Source organism: Pseudoclavibacter sp. RFBG4 (assembly GCF_002931515.1).
Lineage (GTDB): Bacteria > Actinomycetota > Actinomycetes > Actinomycetales > Microbacteriaceae > Pseudoclavibacter.
Genome location: NZ_PSYC01000039.1, coordinates 30576 through 44329, shown reverse-complemented (window position 1 = coordinate 44329; position 13754 = coordinate 30576). Strand labels below are relative to the sequence as shown.

At 68.7% G+C, this 13754-nt stretch carries 14 protein-coding genes and 1 tRNA gene; 9 read left to right on the top strand and 6 right to left on the bottom strand.

Going from position 1 to position 13754, the window contains the following annotated elements:
- Positions 1 to 4: 4 nt before the first annotated feature.
- A complete protein-coding gene (locus C5E10_RS14770) occupies positions 5 to 649 on the bottom strand; it encodes an AraC family transcriptional regulator (RefSeq protein WP_181062793.1) in 645 nt (214 codons plus the stop codon).
- Between the two features lie 380 nt (positions 650 to 1029).
- Here C5E10_RS14770 and C5E10_RS14765 point away from each other — a divergent pair.
- Positions 1030 to 1105: transfer RNA gene (locus C5E10_RS14765), tRNA-Ala, on the top strand.
- Between the two features lie 121 nt (positions 1106 to 1226).
- On the opposite strand, the gene C5E10_RS14760 is transcribed toward C5E10_RS14765, so the two are convergent.
- Positions 1227 to 1877 carry an NADPH-dependent F420 reductase gene (locus C5E10_RS14760; RefSeq protein ID WP_104332278.1) on the bottom strand — a complete coding sequence of 217 codons (651 nt, stop codon included), beginning with the start codon at positions 1875 to 1877 and terminating at the stop codon, positions 1227 to 1229.
- 97 nt (positions 1878 to 1974) lie between these two features.
- Between C5E10_RS14760 and C5E10_RS14755 the strand changes: the two genes are divergently transcribed.
- The 4 genes from C5E10_RS14755 (at position 1975) to C5E10_RS14740 (ending at position 5478) form a co-directional block, all read left to right on the top strand.
- Positions 1975 to 2325: a DUF2200 domain-containing protein gene (locus tag C5E10_RS14755; protein WP_104332277.1), complete on the top strand. Its 351-nt coding sequence runs from the start codon at positions 1975 to 1977 to the stop codon at positions 2323 to 2325.
- A gap of 55 nt (positions 2326 to 2380) precedes the next feature.
- On the top strand, positions 2381 to 3682 hold the full coding sequence (locus tag C5E10_RS14750; protein ID WP_104332276.1) for a heparan-alpha-glucosaminide N-acetyltransferase domain-containing protein: 1302 nt from the start codon (positions 2381 to 2383) through the stop codon (positions 3680 to 3682).
- A 132-nt stretch (positions 3683 to 3814) separates the two neighbouring features.
- Positions 3815 to 5020 (top strand): MFS transporter, encoded by a 1206-nt coding sequence (locus C5E10_RS14745; protein ID WP_308471718.1) that lies wholly within the window; start codon positions 3815 to 3817, stop codon positions 5018 to 5020.
- Between the two features lie 8 nt (positions 5021 to 5028).
- The gene (locus C5E10_RS14740) at positions 5029 to 5478 is read left to right on the top strand and encodes a DUF1622 domain-containing protein (protein ID WP_104332275.1); all 450 of its coding nucleotides are present in this window, start codon (positions 5029 to 5031) and stop codon (positions 5476 to 5478) included.
- A 70-nt stretch (positions 5479 to 5548) separates the two neighbouring features.
- On the opposite strand, the gene C5E10_RS14735 is transcribed toward C5E10_RS14740, so the two are convergent.
- From C5E10_RS14735 to C5E10_RS14725, 3 genes are all read right to left on the bottom strand, one after another.
- On the bottom strand, positions 5549 to 6751 hold the full coding sequence (locus C5E10_RS14735) for a TetR/AcrR family transcriptional regulator (RefSeq protein WP_181062792.1): 1203 nt from the start codon (positions 6749 to 6751) through the stop codon (positions 5549 to 5551).
- A gap of 511 nt (positions 6752 to 7262) precedes the next feature.
- Positions 7263 to 7466, bottom strand: a complete 204-nt coding sequence (locus tag C5E10_RS14730; RefSeq protein WP_068478769.1) for a cold-shock protein — start codon at positions 7464 to 7466, stop codon at positions 7263 to 7265.
- A 370-nt stretch (positions 7467 to 7836) separates the two neighbouring features.
- The gene (locus C5E10_RS14725; protein WP_104332273.1) at positions 7837 to 8646 is read right to left on the bottom strand and encodes a siderophore-interacting protein; all 810 of its coding nucleotides are present in this window, start codon (positions 8644 to 8646) and stop codon (positions 7837 to 7839) included.
- 156 nt (positions 8647 to 8802) lie between these two features.
- Between C5E10_RS14725 and C5E10_RS14720 the strand changes: the two genes are divergently transcribed.
- The 3 genes from C5E10_RS14720 (at position 8803) to C5E10_RS14710 (ending at position 11806) form a co-directional block, all read left to right on the top strand.
- Positions 8803 to 9573: an alpha/beta hydrolase gene (locus C5E10_RS14720; RefSeq protein ID WP_104332272.1), complete on the top strand. Its 771-nt coding sequence runs from the start codon at positions 8803 to 8805 to the stop codon at positions 9571 to 9573.
- A 101-nt stretch (positions 9574 to 9674) separates the two neighbouring features.
- Positions 9675 to 10763 carry a GNAT family N-acetyltransferase gene (locus C5E10_RS14715; RefSeq protein WP_181062791.1) on the top strand — a complete coding sequence of 363 codons (1089 nt, stop codon included), beginning with the start codon at positions 9675 to 9677 and terminating at the stop codon, positions 10761 to 10763.
- 92 nt (positions 10764 to 10855) lie between these two features.
- Positions 10856 to 11806, top strand: a complete 951-nt coding sequence (locus tag C5E10_RS14710; RefSeq protein ID WP_181062790.1) for an SDR family NAD(P)-dependent oxidoreductase — start codon at positions 10856 to 10858, stop codon at positions 11804 to 11806.
- Here the strand turns inward: C5E10_RS14710 and trxA are convergent.
- On the bottom strand, positions 11746 to 12132 hold the full coding sequence (trxA, locus tag C5E10_RS14705) for a thioredoxin (protein ID WP_104241786.1): 387 nt from the start codon (positions 12130 to 12132) through the stop codon (positions 11746 to 11748). The genes C5E10_RS14710 and trxA overlap by 61 nt on opposite strands.
- Positions 12133 to 12236: 104 nt before the next feature.
- On the opposite strand from trxA, the gene C5E10_RS14700 reads away from it, so the two are divergent.
- Entirely contained in the window at positions 12237 to 13724 is a 1488-nt protein-coding gene (locus tag C5E10_RS14700; RefSeq protein ID WP_104332269.1) for a DHA2 family efflux MFS transporter permease subunit, read from the top strand.
- Positions 13725 to 13754: the final 30 nt, after the last annotated feature.

The window sequence follows — 13754 nt, the reverse complement described above, 5'->3', positions numbered from 1 at the left end:
GTGGTCAGACGGTGAGCTCCCGCGCGCGATAGTGACCGGGCGTGACGTCGAGGACTCGCCGGAAGGCGTCGATGAAGGTGCTCGTCTGCGCGTAGCCGAGCGAGCGCGCCACGAGGGCCACGCTCGCCCCATTCGAGAGTTGCTCGAGCGCGGACTGCACGCGAACCATCTGGCGCCAGCTGTGAAAGGAGACGCCCGTCTCGTTCTGGAAGATGCGCGCCAGTGTCTTGCTGCTGACTCCGAGGGAGGAAGCCCACTCCTCGAGTGACGTGCGGTTGCCAGGCTCCGCTCTGAGCGCCTCCGCGATAGGGGCGATGCGTCGGTCGCGAGGCATGCGGACCTGCAGGTCGTGGCTCGCCGGGTTGAGGTTGTCGAACAGGACTCGCTCGATGTTGCGACGCTGCACCTGCGAGATCTCCTCGGCCGCGAGCCGTTCGAGGAGCTCGTGGAGCAGCGGCGTGACGGTGACTCCGTACGCTTCGCGCGGACGGAGGAACGATTCGCGCTCTGAGAAGAATGTTGCCTGGAATTCGCAGTTGGCCGTTGCCCGGCTCGTGTGCACGGTGCCCGCTGGGACCCAGACGGCGAAATGCGGAGGCACCACCCACGCGCTTCGTTCGACGACGACCTTCAGGACTCCGCGTTGCACAGAGAGCAGCTGACTGACGGGGTGGGAGTGGGGCTCCCACTCGAGCGGTCTCCCTCCTTCCTGCACCGGCGAAGTTTTCGCTGCGGGGAGCAGTGAAGGGGGAGGCGAGATATCTGGTTTGAGCACGAGGGTGCGAGAGTCAGGTTGCCATGTGGGCAGCGGTCCGGCGGTGTGCATATTTCGACATGCTACACAAGCTCGGACCGTTCCAACAAACCCCCATGCGAAGTCAAGAAGCTCATGGTCATTCTGCAGTCTGCAGAACCCCGCTCGGCCATGGTGATGGGCGATGCCTAGTCTCGGTGGGCCGTGTCGTCGACGGTCTGACACCTGCGAGATTGGCGGTGTCGGACGCCTGGTGGTATTGTTTCCGTTCGTCAGGGCCTATGGCGCAGTTGGTAGCGCGCCTCGTTCGCATCGAGGAGGTCAGGAGTTCGAATCTCCTTAGGTCCACCAGACACAAGAAGCCCGCCGGTCTCCGGCGGGCTTCTTGTTTGCCCGCACCATGTCTGCGGGTTGTGTGCGGGGTCTGACCGCGGTCCCTCGCGGGGCGCCGGTGACCGCCGGTCGGATGCGCTCAGACGGTCTCGCGATACCGCTTGGCGGCCGCGACCAGGTCCCGCAGCTCCGCCTCAGACGCCTTCGCTCCGTAGCCGGGAGTGTCGCGCTGGATGCGCCAGCCCTCCGCGAGCGGGGTGAGCGCGACGGTGTCGAACCCGAACTGGTCGTAGAGACCGCGCGCGAACTCAAGCGCCTCGTCGCTGTCGCTCGCCGCGACGAGCGCGCGACGCGAATCCGAACCCGCTGGGCGAGCGTCGGCGGTGATGTCGGCCGCGGCGATGTGGTTGAAGGCCTTGACGACGCGGGACCCCGGCAGGTGCGCCTGGAGGAGCTCGGCAGTTGTGGTCGACTCATCGTCGAGCTCGGCGATGCTGCCGTCGCGCTGCGGGTAGTAGTTGTTGGTGTCGAGCACGATCTTGCCGGCGAGGGCGTCGACGGGGATGCTCTGGTACGCGTGCAACGGCACGGTCACGACGGCGACGTCGGCGGCCGCCGCGACGTCGAGCGCCGTCGCTGCGCGGGCATTCGGTCCGAGCTCCGCCACGAGCGCGGCGAGCGTCTCCGGTTCACGCGAGTTGCCGATGACCACGTCGTAGCCCGCCTCGACCGCCTTGCGTGCGACCTGGCTGCCGATGTTCCCTGCTCCGATGATTCCAAGAGTTGTCATGCTCGAGACAACTCGCGGACGGCGTCGGCTCTTCCGGGATGACACCGGGTGACGGCATGTGACGCCGGTAGAATCGCGACGACACGGAGGAGCTGACATGGCCGGGCATCGCATCTACGGAACCGCGTTCGCGGACGTCTACCCCCACTACGTCGCGAAGGCGGAGCGCAAAGGACGCACCAAGGCCGAGGTCGACGAGATCATCCGCTGGCTCACCGGCTACAGCGAAGAGCAGCTCGGCGGCACGATCGAGACGCGCGTCGACTTCGAGGCGTTCTTCCGCGATGCGCCGCTCCTGCAGCCGAAGCGCTCGCTCATCACCGGGGTCGTCTGCGGCATCCGCGTCGAGGAGATCCAGGAGCCCCTCATGCAGGAGATCCGCTACCTCGACAAGCTCGTCGACGAGCTGGCCAAGGGCAAGGCGATGGAGAAGATCCTCCGCGCCTGAAGCCCAGCCCGTCGGCGGAGTGCGGCGCGGTGCCCTCTGCCGGTAGCGTGAGGGTGTGAGCGCCCCGATCCCCGCAGGCAACCCGGCCACCTCCTCTCTCGGTCGCCGGCGGATCGGGGGCGGCGCGGGCTCTCGGCGCGGCGGACGCATCTCCGGCCTCGACCTCGCGAGGTTCCTCGCGCTCATCGGCATGATGGCGACGCACGTCTGGGTCACGAACGCCGACGGCTCGACGCCGGCGCTCGCCGCGTTCCTGGGCGGGAAGGCCGCAGCCCTGTTCGCCGTCCTCGCCGGCATCGGGGTCGTGCTGACGACGCAGCGGCAGCGCGAGCGCCGAGCATTCGGCGCCGCGGCCCTCAACGTGTTCGGGCGCGGCCTCGCCCTCATGCTGATCGGCATGACGCTCGGTCTCGTCCCCACACCGATCGCCGTGATCCTCGTCTACTACGGGCTCGTCTTCTGGCTCCTCGTCCCACTCCTGCGTCTCTCGAACCTCTCCCTGCTCATGGTCGCGACCGCCTGGGCCGGCCTGTGGCCCTTCCTCTCCATGCTGCTGCGGGCCCCGCTCAACGTGGGCTCTGAGCTCGGAACGCCGAACTGGTTCGACCTGGCACATCCGCTCGAGCTGCTCCGCGGACTCTTCGTGACGGGCACCTATCCCGTGCTCACCTGGGTGGTCTACGCGATCGTGGGCATGGTGGTCGGGCGGATGCTGCTGGCGGCCCGAGAACGAGGGACGATCCTGCAGCTGAGCCTCCGCCTCACGGCCGTCGGCGCGCTCCTCGCGCTGGTCGGAGTCGCCGTCAGCATGCTCCTGGCGGGCCCCTTCGGCGGCCTCAACTCGATCGGCGCGTCGACGGGCACGGGCGCGCAGGCCTCCGAGCTCTTCTACTCGGCGGCGTTCGGCACCACGCCGACGGAGAGCAGCTGGTTCCTCGCGTCACCCGCGCCGCACTCGGGAACGACGTTCGATCTCGCCATCACGGCCGGCACCTCGCTCATCGCGATCGGCCTGTGCCTGGCCGTCTGCCTCCGACTCGGCGACACGGCCATCCGCGTGCTCGGACCCGCGCTGGGGGCAGGGGCGACGCCGCTCACCATCTACGCGCTGCACGTGATCGTCGCGGGTGTGACCTACACGACCCTCGTCAGCGGCGGGTGGCTCGCGGAGGCACCCGAGCTGTTCTGGCTCGTCTCGAGCGCCCCGATCTGGCTGATCCACGTGGCGGGTGCCCTGGCTATCGGTGCGGTGTTCTTCTGGTGGCAGCGGCGCGGCCCGCTGGAGGCCGCTGTGACCTGGACCGGGCAGCGATTCGCGGCCTTCGCGGCACCCCGCGCCTCGCAGACGGTGGACTGATCCTGCGCGGCGAGTACCGCCTGCGCTTCCTCGCCGACCTGCTCGTGCAGGAGTGACTGCGGCGAGCCGGCTGCTCGCGCTGTGCTTGGATTGCAGCATGCTCAGCAAGAACCATGACATCGCGGTCGGGGAGTGACCTCCCGGGGCGACCGGCGCGCGCGCATCGCGGTCGCGGCCATGTTCCTCACCAACGGGGCGCTCTTCGCGAATCTGCTGCCACGCTATCCGGGGCTGAAGGCCGAGCTCGCGTTGAGCAACGTCGAGTTCGGGCTCGTCGTCGCCGCCTACCCGAGCGGGGCCCTTCTCGCGGGGCTGGCGGCCGCGGCGCTCATCCGCCGCTTCTGGTCGTCGCGTCTCGCCGTGGCCGGGACGGCCATCACGAGCGTCGCGCTGTTCGCCGCGAGCTTCGCCCCCAACGGGCTCCTGCTGGCGGCCGCCTTCGCGTTCGGTGGGGCAGCGGATGCACTCACTGACGTGGCGCAGAACTCGCACGGGCTGCGGGTCCAGCGTCGCTTCGGGCGCTCCATCATCAACGGCTTCCATGCGATCTGGTCGATCGGGGCCGTGCTCGGCGGCCTCATGGGGGCTGCCGCGGTGGCGCTCCAGGTGCCGCTCTCGCTGCACCTCGGCGTCAGCGGCGCCCTGTTCACGCTCGTCGCGGTCCTCGCGTATCGGTGGATGATCCCCGGCCCGGAGCACGACGACGTCGAGGTCACGACGGCGGGGATCAGGGTCGTCAAGGCCGGGACTTCCGCTCGCGGAGGTTCGGCGAAGTACCTGGTGCTGCTCGCACTCGTCCTGCTCACCGTGGCCGGTTCGGTCGTCGAGGATTCGGGCAGCACTTGGGCGGCGCTGTACCTCTCCGGTTCGCTGGAGGCCCCGCAGGCGCTCGCGGCCTTCGGCTTCATCGCGCTCGTCGGGGCGCAGTTCGTGGGGCGGATGCTCGGGGATCGGCTCGTCGATCGCTTCGGTGAGCGGCGGGTCGCGCAGGCGGGCGGCCTCGTGACCGCGCTCGGAATGGGTGTCGCGCTGCTCTTCCCGAGCGTCGGGGGGACGATCGCCGGCTTCGCGGCCGCTGGTCTCGGAATCGCCACGCTGGTGCCCGCGGCCCTGCATGCGGCCGATGAGCTGCCGGGCTTCAAGCCGGGCACGGCCATCACGCTGGTGTCGTGGCTCATGCGCCTCGGCTTCCTCGCCGCACCGCCCCTCGTCGGCCTGCTCGCCGACGCGACGTCGCTCCGCGTCGGGCTTATCGTGGTTCCGATCGCCGGAATCGTGGCGTTCCTGTGCGCCGGCGTCCTCGCCGGGCGCACCCGCCGACCAGACTCGACCTCCTAGGAGCGGGCATGCAGCAATCCATGGACCAGGTGTTCGAGATCGTCGCGGTCGTCGTCGAGGCGCTCGGCGCGTCGGCCATCGTGATCGGCATCGTCATCGCGGTGGTGCTCGCCGTCCTGGCGCTCGTGCGCGGGAAGGGCGGCAAGGTCGCCCTCGCGACGCTCCGCACCTCGCTCGGAGCTGGCATCCTGCTCGGGCTGGAGGTGCTCGTGGCCGCCGACCTCGTCCGCACGATCACGTCGAAGCCCTCGCTCGAGGATGCCCTCATCCTGGGACTCATCGTCGTGATCCGAACGGTGCTGAGCATGTCAATCCAGATCGAGATCGAGGGTGTGCTGCCGTGGCGGCGTGCTCTCACCACCAGCGGCGCACAGCTGCTCGCCGACCAGGTCAGAGCGGCAGGGCGTCCCCAGTCTGCAGGTGCGACCGGGGCCGGTGAGGGGCGCACCGTCGTCTGAGGTGGGTCGAGAGACGAGTGTGGCCCGCACCCTGGACGGGGCGGGCCACGGCTCGTGGTGTGCTCGAGCGTCAGACGTCGAGGACCGCACGCAGCATGTGGGCGACGCGCGTTCGGTTGCTCGGCGTGTCCTGCCAGGCGAGCACTCGCCCGAGCGAGTCGACGACGTGGAACCCGGCGTGCGCGACGCAGCGCGCCTCTGAGGCGGAGAACTGCGGCTTCACGGCGCGCAGGAGGCCTGCCCATTCCTCGACGTGGTCGCGCTGGAGCGCGATGAGACGCTCCCGCTCGTCGTCGCCGAGGTTCGTCGACTCGGCGATGTAGACCTGCAGCAGCCGGTGGTGGGCGAGCTGGGCTTCCACGTAGGCGTCGATCAGCCCGTCGAGCGCGGCTTCGTGGTTGTCGACTGCGGCGAAGACCTCGCGGGTCACCTGGCCGAGGTACTCGGCGGCACGTGAGCACGCAGCGGCGAGGATCCCGCTCTTGCTCTCGAAGTGTCGGTACACGCCTGAGGCGGTGATGCCGACGGCGCCGCCGATCTCCTCGATGCTCACGAGATTGTATCCGCGGGCGAAGAAGAGCTCGATGGACCGGGCGACGATCTGCTCGCGCTTCGCCGTGGAGGGGATACCGGTGGCTGCGGGAGCGACGTACGACTCGGTCTCGGGCAGCTCGGCGTCGAAGGCGCGCTGGGCGGCCGCACGGAGGTAGTCGGCTGCGGCAGACGAGATGCTCGTGCGGTGCATCGAGACGCTCGCGAGCACCGCGAAGGCGGCGCGGCTCTGCAAGGCGGCGTCGTCGCTGCGCAGGTTCGGGCGCAGTTGCTTGAGCACTGTCGAGAAGCGACCGTAGACCTTGGCGAGGCGCTGGTCGACGGACGCGCGGTCGGCGGGTTCGAGGTACCGGGACTCCCAGCGGATGATCTCGCCGGTGCCGCGGCGCTTGATGAGGCTGTCGAGCGTCGCGCCGATGAGCGCCGCGGACTGCTGGGCCGGGGGAGCGCCGATGACTGCGGCGCTCTCTGCCGCGTCGTCGGTGGCCGTCTCGACCGCGTCGACGATGCCGAATGCCGTGTGCTTGAAGAGGTCGTACTTGTTCGCGAAGTGACGGTAGAGGGCGGGGGCCGAGATGCCGACCGACGCTGCCACGTCGCTCATGCTCACCTGGTGGTAGCCGCGCAGGGCGAATGCCTGAGTGGCGGCGGATTCGATGCGCTGCTTGCGGTCCTTGGGGCGGACGACTGGGGTATGAGGCCACGTGGGGGGAGTGGTCATGGAGGGAGTGTTGCTCCGTTCGAGGTCTGGTGCTGGTAGTGAACGAGATCTTCGCGGTCGGGGGTCCGCACCTCGCCCCAGAAGGATACCTGCCTCCCTGCAGGTTGACCCTGGAACACACCTGATCTTCGGCTCGCTGGGGAGGACTCCCCGTGAACGACAACTGCCGCGCCGAGGCGGATCGTGACTGGACTCGCACCTGGCAGGCCAAGGCGCCGTCAACCGCAAGCGCAAGCGGGCGCAACTGCCCATTCCGCGTCGACGCAGCAAGTACTCGGCTCGCCCGCTTCACCAAGCGGGCACGCAGCACTGACGGCGATCGTCGTCGTTGACGGATCGGAGGCTGCGGGCGAGGTGAAGTCTGCTTCTGCTCTGCGAGCGGCAGGGTCATTCGTCGTGAATGGTCACCGGGACGCACCCGTCAGGACAGACAAAACGAGTGCGACCCGAAGGTCGCACTCGTTGTGCGTGGTCATCCCGTCAGAGGACGGGGACCGCTGAGAGCCTGTATTTAGAGCGGGCGGATGCTCTCGGCCTGGAGACCCTTGGGTCCCTGGGTCACATCGAACTCCACGCGCTGGTTCTCTTCAAGCGTGCGGAAACCCTGGACGTCGATTGCGGAGTGGTGCGCGAAGACGTCGGGCGTTCCGTCGTCCGGAGCGATGAAGCCGTAGCCCTTGTCTGCGTTGAACCACTTCACGATGCCAGTTGCCATGTTTTTCTTCCTTCATTGTTATGCAGCCCGTACTTCGGGCGGGTGATCCGCGAACGGATCTGTGCTTATTAGGCACGGTTTATTTCGCGCAGGAATGCGCTGCCGAATCTTTGACGATTCGGGCTGCTCTGCCACGGCGCCGTAGGAGAGCAAAGATAAGGGGTGGATAAGTTCTTGGGCTCGGTGCTGTCTGGGGGCAGTTCCGATTCGGATGGGGCGCGCGCTCGACCCGTGTTAACTGCGGTGCTACTGGACGGCTTCCCGACGCTCAGCGCGTGAAACCAACGCTATCACGCTCCGCGCTCTCAATCGAAGGTGTTTTCTCGCGGAAAAGTCACGCGGGGTCACGCATTCGATTCCCACCGTTCGGTCAGGCGTGTGCTGCGTCGCTGCGGCCGAGTTTCCAGTATCCGGCGAAGGTCACCTGGGTTTTCGGTACGGCGAGGTCTCGAACCAGGTGTCGGCGGACGCCCGTCGCGAGCTGCGACTCCCCGACGGCGAAGGCGTAGGGAGTCGAGCCCTCGAGTCGGGTCTCTCGAGCCGCCTGCAGCGCCGTCTCGCCCGGACGGGTCCCGTTCGGGCGTGTCACCCAGTCGAGCGTGAATCCCGAAGGCAGTTCCACAGGCTGCGCATCCCCGTGAGACGGGATCTCCACGATCGCGTGCCCGCGGGCTGTCTTCGGCAGGTCGCGGAGGATGCCGACGATCGCGGGCATCCCGGTCTCGTCGGCGACCAGCAGCTGCCAGTCGGTGGATGCGGGTGGCGCGTATCCGCAGCCCTGGTCGATGAGCGCGACGGGCGCGCCGATCTGCGCGTCGCGAGCCCACGGGCCGGCGATGCCGGCATCGCCGTGCACGATGACGTCGATGTCGAGCTGTCGTTGGGCTTGGCGGAACTCGCGCACGGTGTAGTTGCGGATGGCGGGACGCGTCGACTGCGAGATGAGCAGGTATTTGAGGTAGCCCTTGAAGTCGATGCGGTCGTGCACGCGATCGAAGACGGTCTCGTCCTGCTGGGGGAGCAGCAGACGGAACCACTGGTCGAAGCCGAGGCCTTGGAAGCGAGCGAAGTCGTCGCCCTCCAGTGTCACGCGGACGACGTGCTCGCTCACGCGCTCTCTGGACGCGAGGCGCGACCTGACGAGACCGCTCGCGGCGTGCGTGGTGGTGATGTTCGACATGGTCGCTCCTTCGTGAGTTAGGTTTACCTTAGTCGCGGGGGTGCGGCTGGGCCAGTGGGTGCATCCGAGAGGTGCGCTGTCTGCGGTGCACACGGTGCCGCGTCTACGCTGGAGCAAGGGTGCGTAGCATTGAGAGCCAGCGAAGGAGTGGATCGCATGACGGGTGACGAGGCAGACGCTCCCGTTCGCGCGCTGCGACCACTCGGCTCCGCAAAGGCGGAAGCGCATTCGATCGGGCCACGAGGGCTCAGCGTCGACCTCAGCGGCGGCAGCGTCGGAGTGCTGGTTCGCGTCTCCAGAGAGGGGCGCAAGCACGACAATCTCCTGCTGCTCGGGGAGGCGAATGGTGCCACGGCCGAGACGCTCGCCGGGCTCCTCCCGGATGCGCACGTCCTGGCACCGTCGATCGACGACCTGGGCTGGCCGCAGCGCTCGAGAGCGGCGAGGGACACGACCGCGCACGCGGTCGTCGAGCTGATGGACCACTTCTCCGTCGAGCGAGCGGTGCTCGTCGGCACGGAGACGGGCGCGGACCTCGCCGTCGCCGTCGCCGCCGCCCACCCGGACCGTGTCGGAGCCCTTGTTCTCGTCAACGGCGGCCTCGGCGACACCCTGCCCGCCGACGACCAGGGCTCCTCGTCGCGCGACGCCCTCGCGGGTCTCCGGGTTCCCGTCGCGTTCCTGTTCGGCGGGTCGGTGGCCGAGTCGAACGGCTACTCACCCTCGTCGGTCAGCGCCACCACGTCGTGGCTGCGCCACGTCGACGCGCAGGAAGTCGCCGCTGGGGAACACGACCGCTTCGATGAGCAGTCGATCGCCGTCGTCGCCGACGTCGTCGAGAGCCAGTTCGCTTCCGTACGGGCCAGGGCCGCGCATCCGGCGACCGGTTCGCACCGCATCATCGCGCCTGACGACGACGAGCGCTGACCCCTGAGCGGCTCTGTGCCGCCGCGCGCGTGACTCCGTCGTCGTATGCTGGACAGTTGCACATGCGGGCGCGGCTTGCCCGGAGAAGTATTGGATGGTCTATGAGCGTCGCACCAAGCGTCGATCCCCGCACGAACACGAACCCTGGCGCCTTCACCGTTCGAGAGGCCCGAGCGGATGAATTCGCCGCCATCGGGGCACTCACGGTTCGCTCGTTCGACTCGGGCGGGCACGGCAACGAGCGCTGGCGTGAGTCTCGCCGGGCAGCCGAACTCGATGTCGCCGCCCGCAGCGAAGCCGGGACCGTGCTCGTCGCCGTCACGGACGAACCCGAGCATGGTGCTCCCGAGATCCTCGGAACCTCGACGCTGCTGCGCGCCGGCACCGAACCGGCGCGTCTCGCCCGCGGTGACGAGGCGGAACTGCGCTTCACCGCCGTGGCACCCGAAGCTCGCGGCGCGGGAGTCGCAGACGCGCTTGTCCATGCAGCGCTCGACTTCGCGCGGCGAAACGGTTCCCGAGCGGCAGTGCTCGATGTCGGCGTCTCGAACTCGCAGGCGCGGCGCCTGGCCGAACGCGTCGGCTTCTCGCGCGTCAAGGGACGCGACACCGATGACGAGACGTTCGGCGCAGAGCTCGCCTATCGCTACGACCTCACGCAGACCGAAGGGGTTCGCCTCCGTCTGGTCCGGCACGACGAGGTCGAGCTCGTCGGGCGACTCACCGAGCGCGCGTACAGCAACGACTACGAGGTCACGGATAGCTATGCCGAGGACCTGCGGGACGCGGCGAGCCGAGCCAGTGAGGACGAGGTGTGGGTCGCCGAGGACATCGCGACCGGAACGATCCTCGGCTCCGTCTGGACGCCCCGACCAGGGCAGCGGATCTCGCAGCTCGCGAGGCATGGCGAGCTCGACTTCAGGATGCTCGCCGTAGCTCCTGAAGCACGCGGGCGTGGCATCGGTCAGACGCTCGCGGGCCACGTCATCGCCCTCGGGCGTGATCGTGGCGCGTCGCGGGTCGTCATGAACAGCGGCCCGGAGATGCTCGGCGCCCACCGCCTGTACGAGCGGCTCGGCTTCGTGCATCTCACCGACCGGGAGGGGCCCAAGGAGGTCGCACCCGGCGTCGTCGTGCACCTGTACGCGTTCGGCTACGACCTGAAGGCATCCCCGGCTCTGGAGATCTGACACTCCTAGACTGCTGAGGCGAGATCTCTCAGCCAGAGTCAAGAGGAGCGGGCCATGCCACGGTACGAGCACTTCGATGGAGGCGACGCCGCGTGAGCGCCGCAGCTGAGTTCGGGCCTCATGACCTCTCCGGCAGGCGCTACCTGATCACGGGCGCGTCGACGGGGCTCGGCTTCTTCACGGCGAAGAGCCTGGTTGCCCGGGGCGCGAACGTCGTCATCACGGGACGGAGCGCCGCGAGGCTCGAGGCGGCGGCCTCAGCAATGGCTCGAGACGAGCTCGTGACGACCCTCGCCTTCGATATCGGGGACCTCGAGGCGACCCGCGGCGCGGCGTCCAGGCTCCTCGGCGACCCCTCGCCAGGTGCGTCCGGGTTCGACGGTCTTGTGCTCAACGCCGGAGTCGTGCATCCACCGACCGAGCGAGAAGAGACGAGCGACGGCATCGAGCGGGTCTTCGCCACGAACGCGCTCGGCCACTTCGCCCTCCTGAGCCACCTCTCGGTGGGGGCAGCGCTCCGAGAGGGCGCCGCCCTCGTGTGGCTCGGCAGCATCGCGCCCGCCCTCACGAGGGCGCACCTCGAGGATGTGCAGCTGCGCGGCGGCTACACGTCGTGGAACGCCTACGCGCAGTCGAAGCTCGCGACGCAGGTGCTCGCGATCGAGGGTGACCGGCGAGCACGCGCCGCTGGCGGGCACGTGCGCAGCCTCGTCGCCCATCCCGGCTACTCGACGGGCGGTCTCACCCCGACGATCCCGGGCGTCCACGAGCCATCGCTCGGCAAGCGCACCCTGGACAGCCTCCTCGCCTTCGCGGCGCAAGGCAAGCACGAGGGTGCCCTCTGCCAGCTCAGGGCCGTCACCGACCCGCAGCTGGCAGGCGGGGAGACGATCGTCCCCGCCCACCTCACGCGAGGAATGCCCGTGATCGGCACCTCGCAGTGGCGCAGCTACGACCCCGAGCTGGGGGAGAAGCTCTGGGCCTACTGTGCCTCGTTGGCGGGCGCAGCGCCCGACTTCTCGGCGATCTCAGCGCGAACCTGATCCATGTCGACGTTCTCGAGCGCCTCGATGAGCTTCTCGACCCCCGCGAGCGGCATGGCGCCGGCCTCGCGGTAGAGCAGCACGCCGTCGCGGAACGCCATCAGCGTCGGGATCGACGTGATCTGCAGGCCGGCGGACAGCTCCTGGTTGTTCTCCGTGTCGACCTTCGCGAACGTGATGTCCTCGTGGCGCTCCGAGGCGGCGGAGTAGATGGGACCGAACTGGCGGCAGGGGCCGCACCATTCGGCCCAGAAGTCGATGAGGACGATGCCCTCGGAGGCAACCGTGTCCTTGAACGTCTCGGTGGTGATGTCGATGGTTGGCATGCGTCTCCTGTCTCTGGGCGTACGGGGAGCACAACGCGCCCCGCACGCCCGCTATTCCTCGCGTGGCGCGCAACGGTCCGACAAGGGGCGTAGCATCCACCCTCGTGGAAACAGTCTCCCGCCCCTGGCCCGCCCTCTGGGCCCTCGTCATCGGCTTCTTCATGATCCTGGTCGACTCGACGATCGTCTCCATCGCGAACCCGGCCATCCTCAGGGATCTCCAGACCGACATCACCGCCGTCATCTGGGTGACCAGCGCGTACCTGCTCAGCTACGCCGTGCCGCTGCTCATCACCGGTCGCCTCGGCGACCGCTTCGGCCCGAAGCGCATCTACCTCATCGGCCTCGTCGTCTTCACCCTCGCATCGCTCTGGTGCGGCTTCTCGGGTGACATCGGGATGCTCATCGCGGCACGTGCCGTGCAGGGGCTCGGCGCCGCCCTCATGACCCCGCAGACCATGTCGGTCATCACTCGGATCTTCGCGCCGGACAAGCGAGGTGCCGCCATGGGTCTCTGGGGCGCGGTCGCCGGAGTCGCCACCCTCGTCGGCCCCATCCTCGGAGGGTTCCTCGTCGACGGCCTCGGCTGGGAGTGGATCTTCTTCGTCAACGTTCCCGTCGGTGTCGTCGCGTTCATCCTGGCCTGGCGTCTCGTGCCCGATCTCGAGACCAAGGCGCACTCGTTCGACTGGCTGGGCGTCGTGCTCAGCGCGGTGGGTCTCTTCCTGCTCGTGTTCGGCATCCAGGAAGGCGAGACGTTCGACTGGGGGCAGATCGTCGGACCCATCTCCGTGTGGGGGCTCATCGTCTCCGGAGTGGTCGTGCTCATCGGCTTCGTCGTCTGGCAGCGCTTCAACCGCAAGGAGCCGCTCCTGCCGCTCGGGCTCTTCCGCGACAGGAACTTCACGGTCGCGAACCTCGGCATCTCGGTGCTCGGCCTCGCGATCGTCTCCATGCCGCTCCCGATCGCGTTCTACTTCCAGACGGCGCGTGCGCTCGAGCCGACCCAGGCGGCGCTCATGCTGGTTCCCATGGCCGTCGTATCCGGGGTCATGGCGCCGTTCGTGGGCCGCCTCACCGACCGCACCGAGCCACGCTGGATCGCCTTCGCGGGATTCCTCATCGTGGCTGCCGCGCTCGGATGGATGTCGCTGCTCATGACGGCCGACACGCCGCTCTGGCAGCTGCTTATCCCACCCGCCTTCCTCGGACTCGGACTGTCCGGCCTCTGGGCACCGCTCGCGACGAGCGCCACGCGGAACCTGCCTCCCGCGCTCGCGGGCGCGGGGTCAGGCGTCTACAACATGACCCGCCAGGTCGGCTCGGTGCTCGGGTCTGCCGCGATCGCCGCCCTCATCAGCTCGCGCCTCGCGGCCGAGCTGCCTGGCATGCCGGCGGATGCCGCAGAGCAGAGCAGCGGTGCGCTGCCGCCCGCGGTCGCCGAGGGGTTCTCCGCAGCCCTGGGGCAGTCCCTGCTGCTGCCGATCGCCGCCTTCCTCGCGGGGGCGGTCGTCGTGCTGTTCTTCGAGAAGCCCAGGGCGGCGGCGGCCAGCAGCTCCGCTGAGCCGGTGCAGACCCACGAGCAGGCCTAGCTCGTGACGAAGCCGGCCGCCGCGAGTGCG

What these genes read in the sequence shown, in the direction of transcription:
- C5E10_RS14760 (WP_104332278.1), bottom strand. Translation starts at nt 1,877, where the DNA reads ATGACAACTCTTGGAATCATCGGAGCAGGGAACATCGGCAGCCAGGTC.
- C5E10_RS14755 (WP_104332277.1), top strand. Translation starts at nt 1,975, where the DNA reads ATGGCCGGGCATCGCATCTACGGAACCGCGTTCGCGGACGTCTACCCC.
- C5E10_RS14740 (WP_104332275.1), top strand. Translation starts at nt 5,029, where the DNA reads ATGCAGCAATCCATGGACCAGGTGTTCGAGATCGTCGCGGTCGTCGTC.
- C5E10_RS14735 (WP_181062792.1), bottom strand. Translation starts at nt 6,751, where the DNA reads ATGACCACTCCCCCCACGTGGCCTCATACCCCAGTCGTCCGCCCCAAG.
- C5E10_RS14730 (WP_068478769.1), bottom strand. Translation starts at nt 7,466, where the DNA reads ATGGCAACTGGCATCGTGAAGTGGTTCAACGCAGACAAGGGCTACGGC.
- C5E10_RS14725 (WP_104332273.1), bottom strand. Translation starts at nt 8,646, where the DNA reads ATGTCGAACATCACCACCACGCACGCCGCGAGCGGTCTCGTCAGGTCG.
- C5E10_RS14720 (WP_104332272.1), top strand. Translation starts at nt 8,803, where the DNA reads ATGACGGGTGACGAGGCAGACGCTCCCGTTCGCGCGCTGCGACCACTC.
- C5E10_RS14715 (WP_181062791.1), top strand. Translation starts at nt 9,675, where the DNA reads ATGAGCGTCGCACCAAGCGTCGATCCCCGCACGAACACGAACCCTGGC.
- trxA (WP_104241786.1), bottom strand. Translation starts at nt 12,132, where the DNA reads ATGCCAACCATCGACATCACCACCGAGACGTTCAAGGACACGGTTGCC.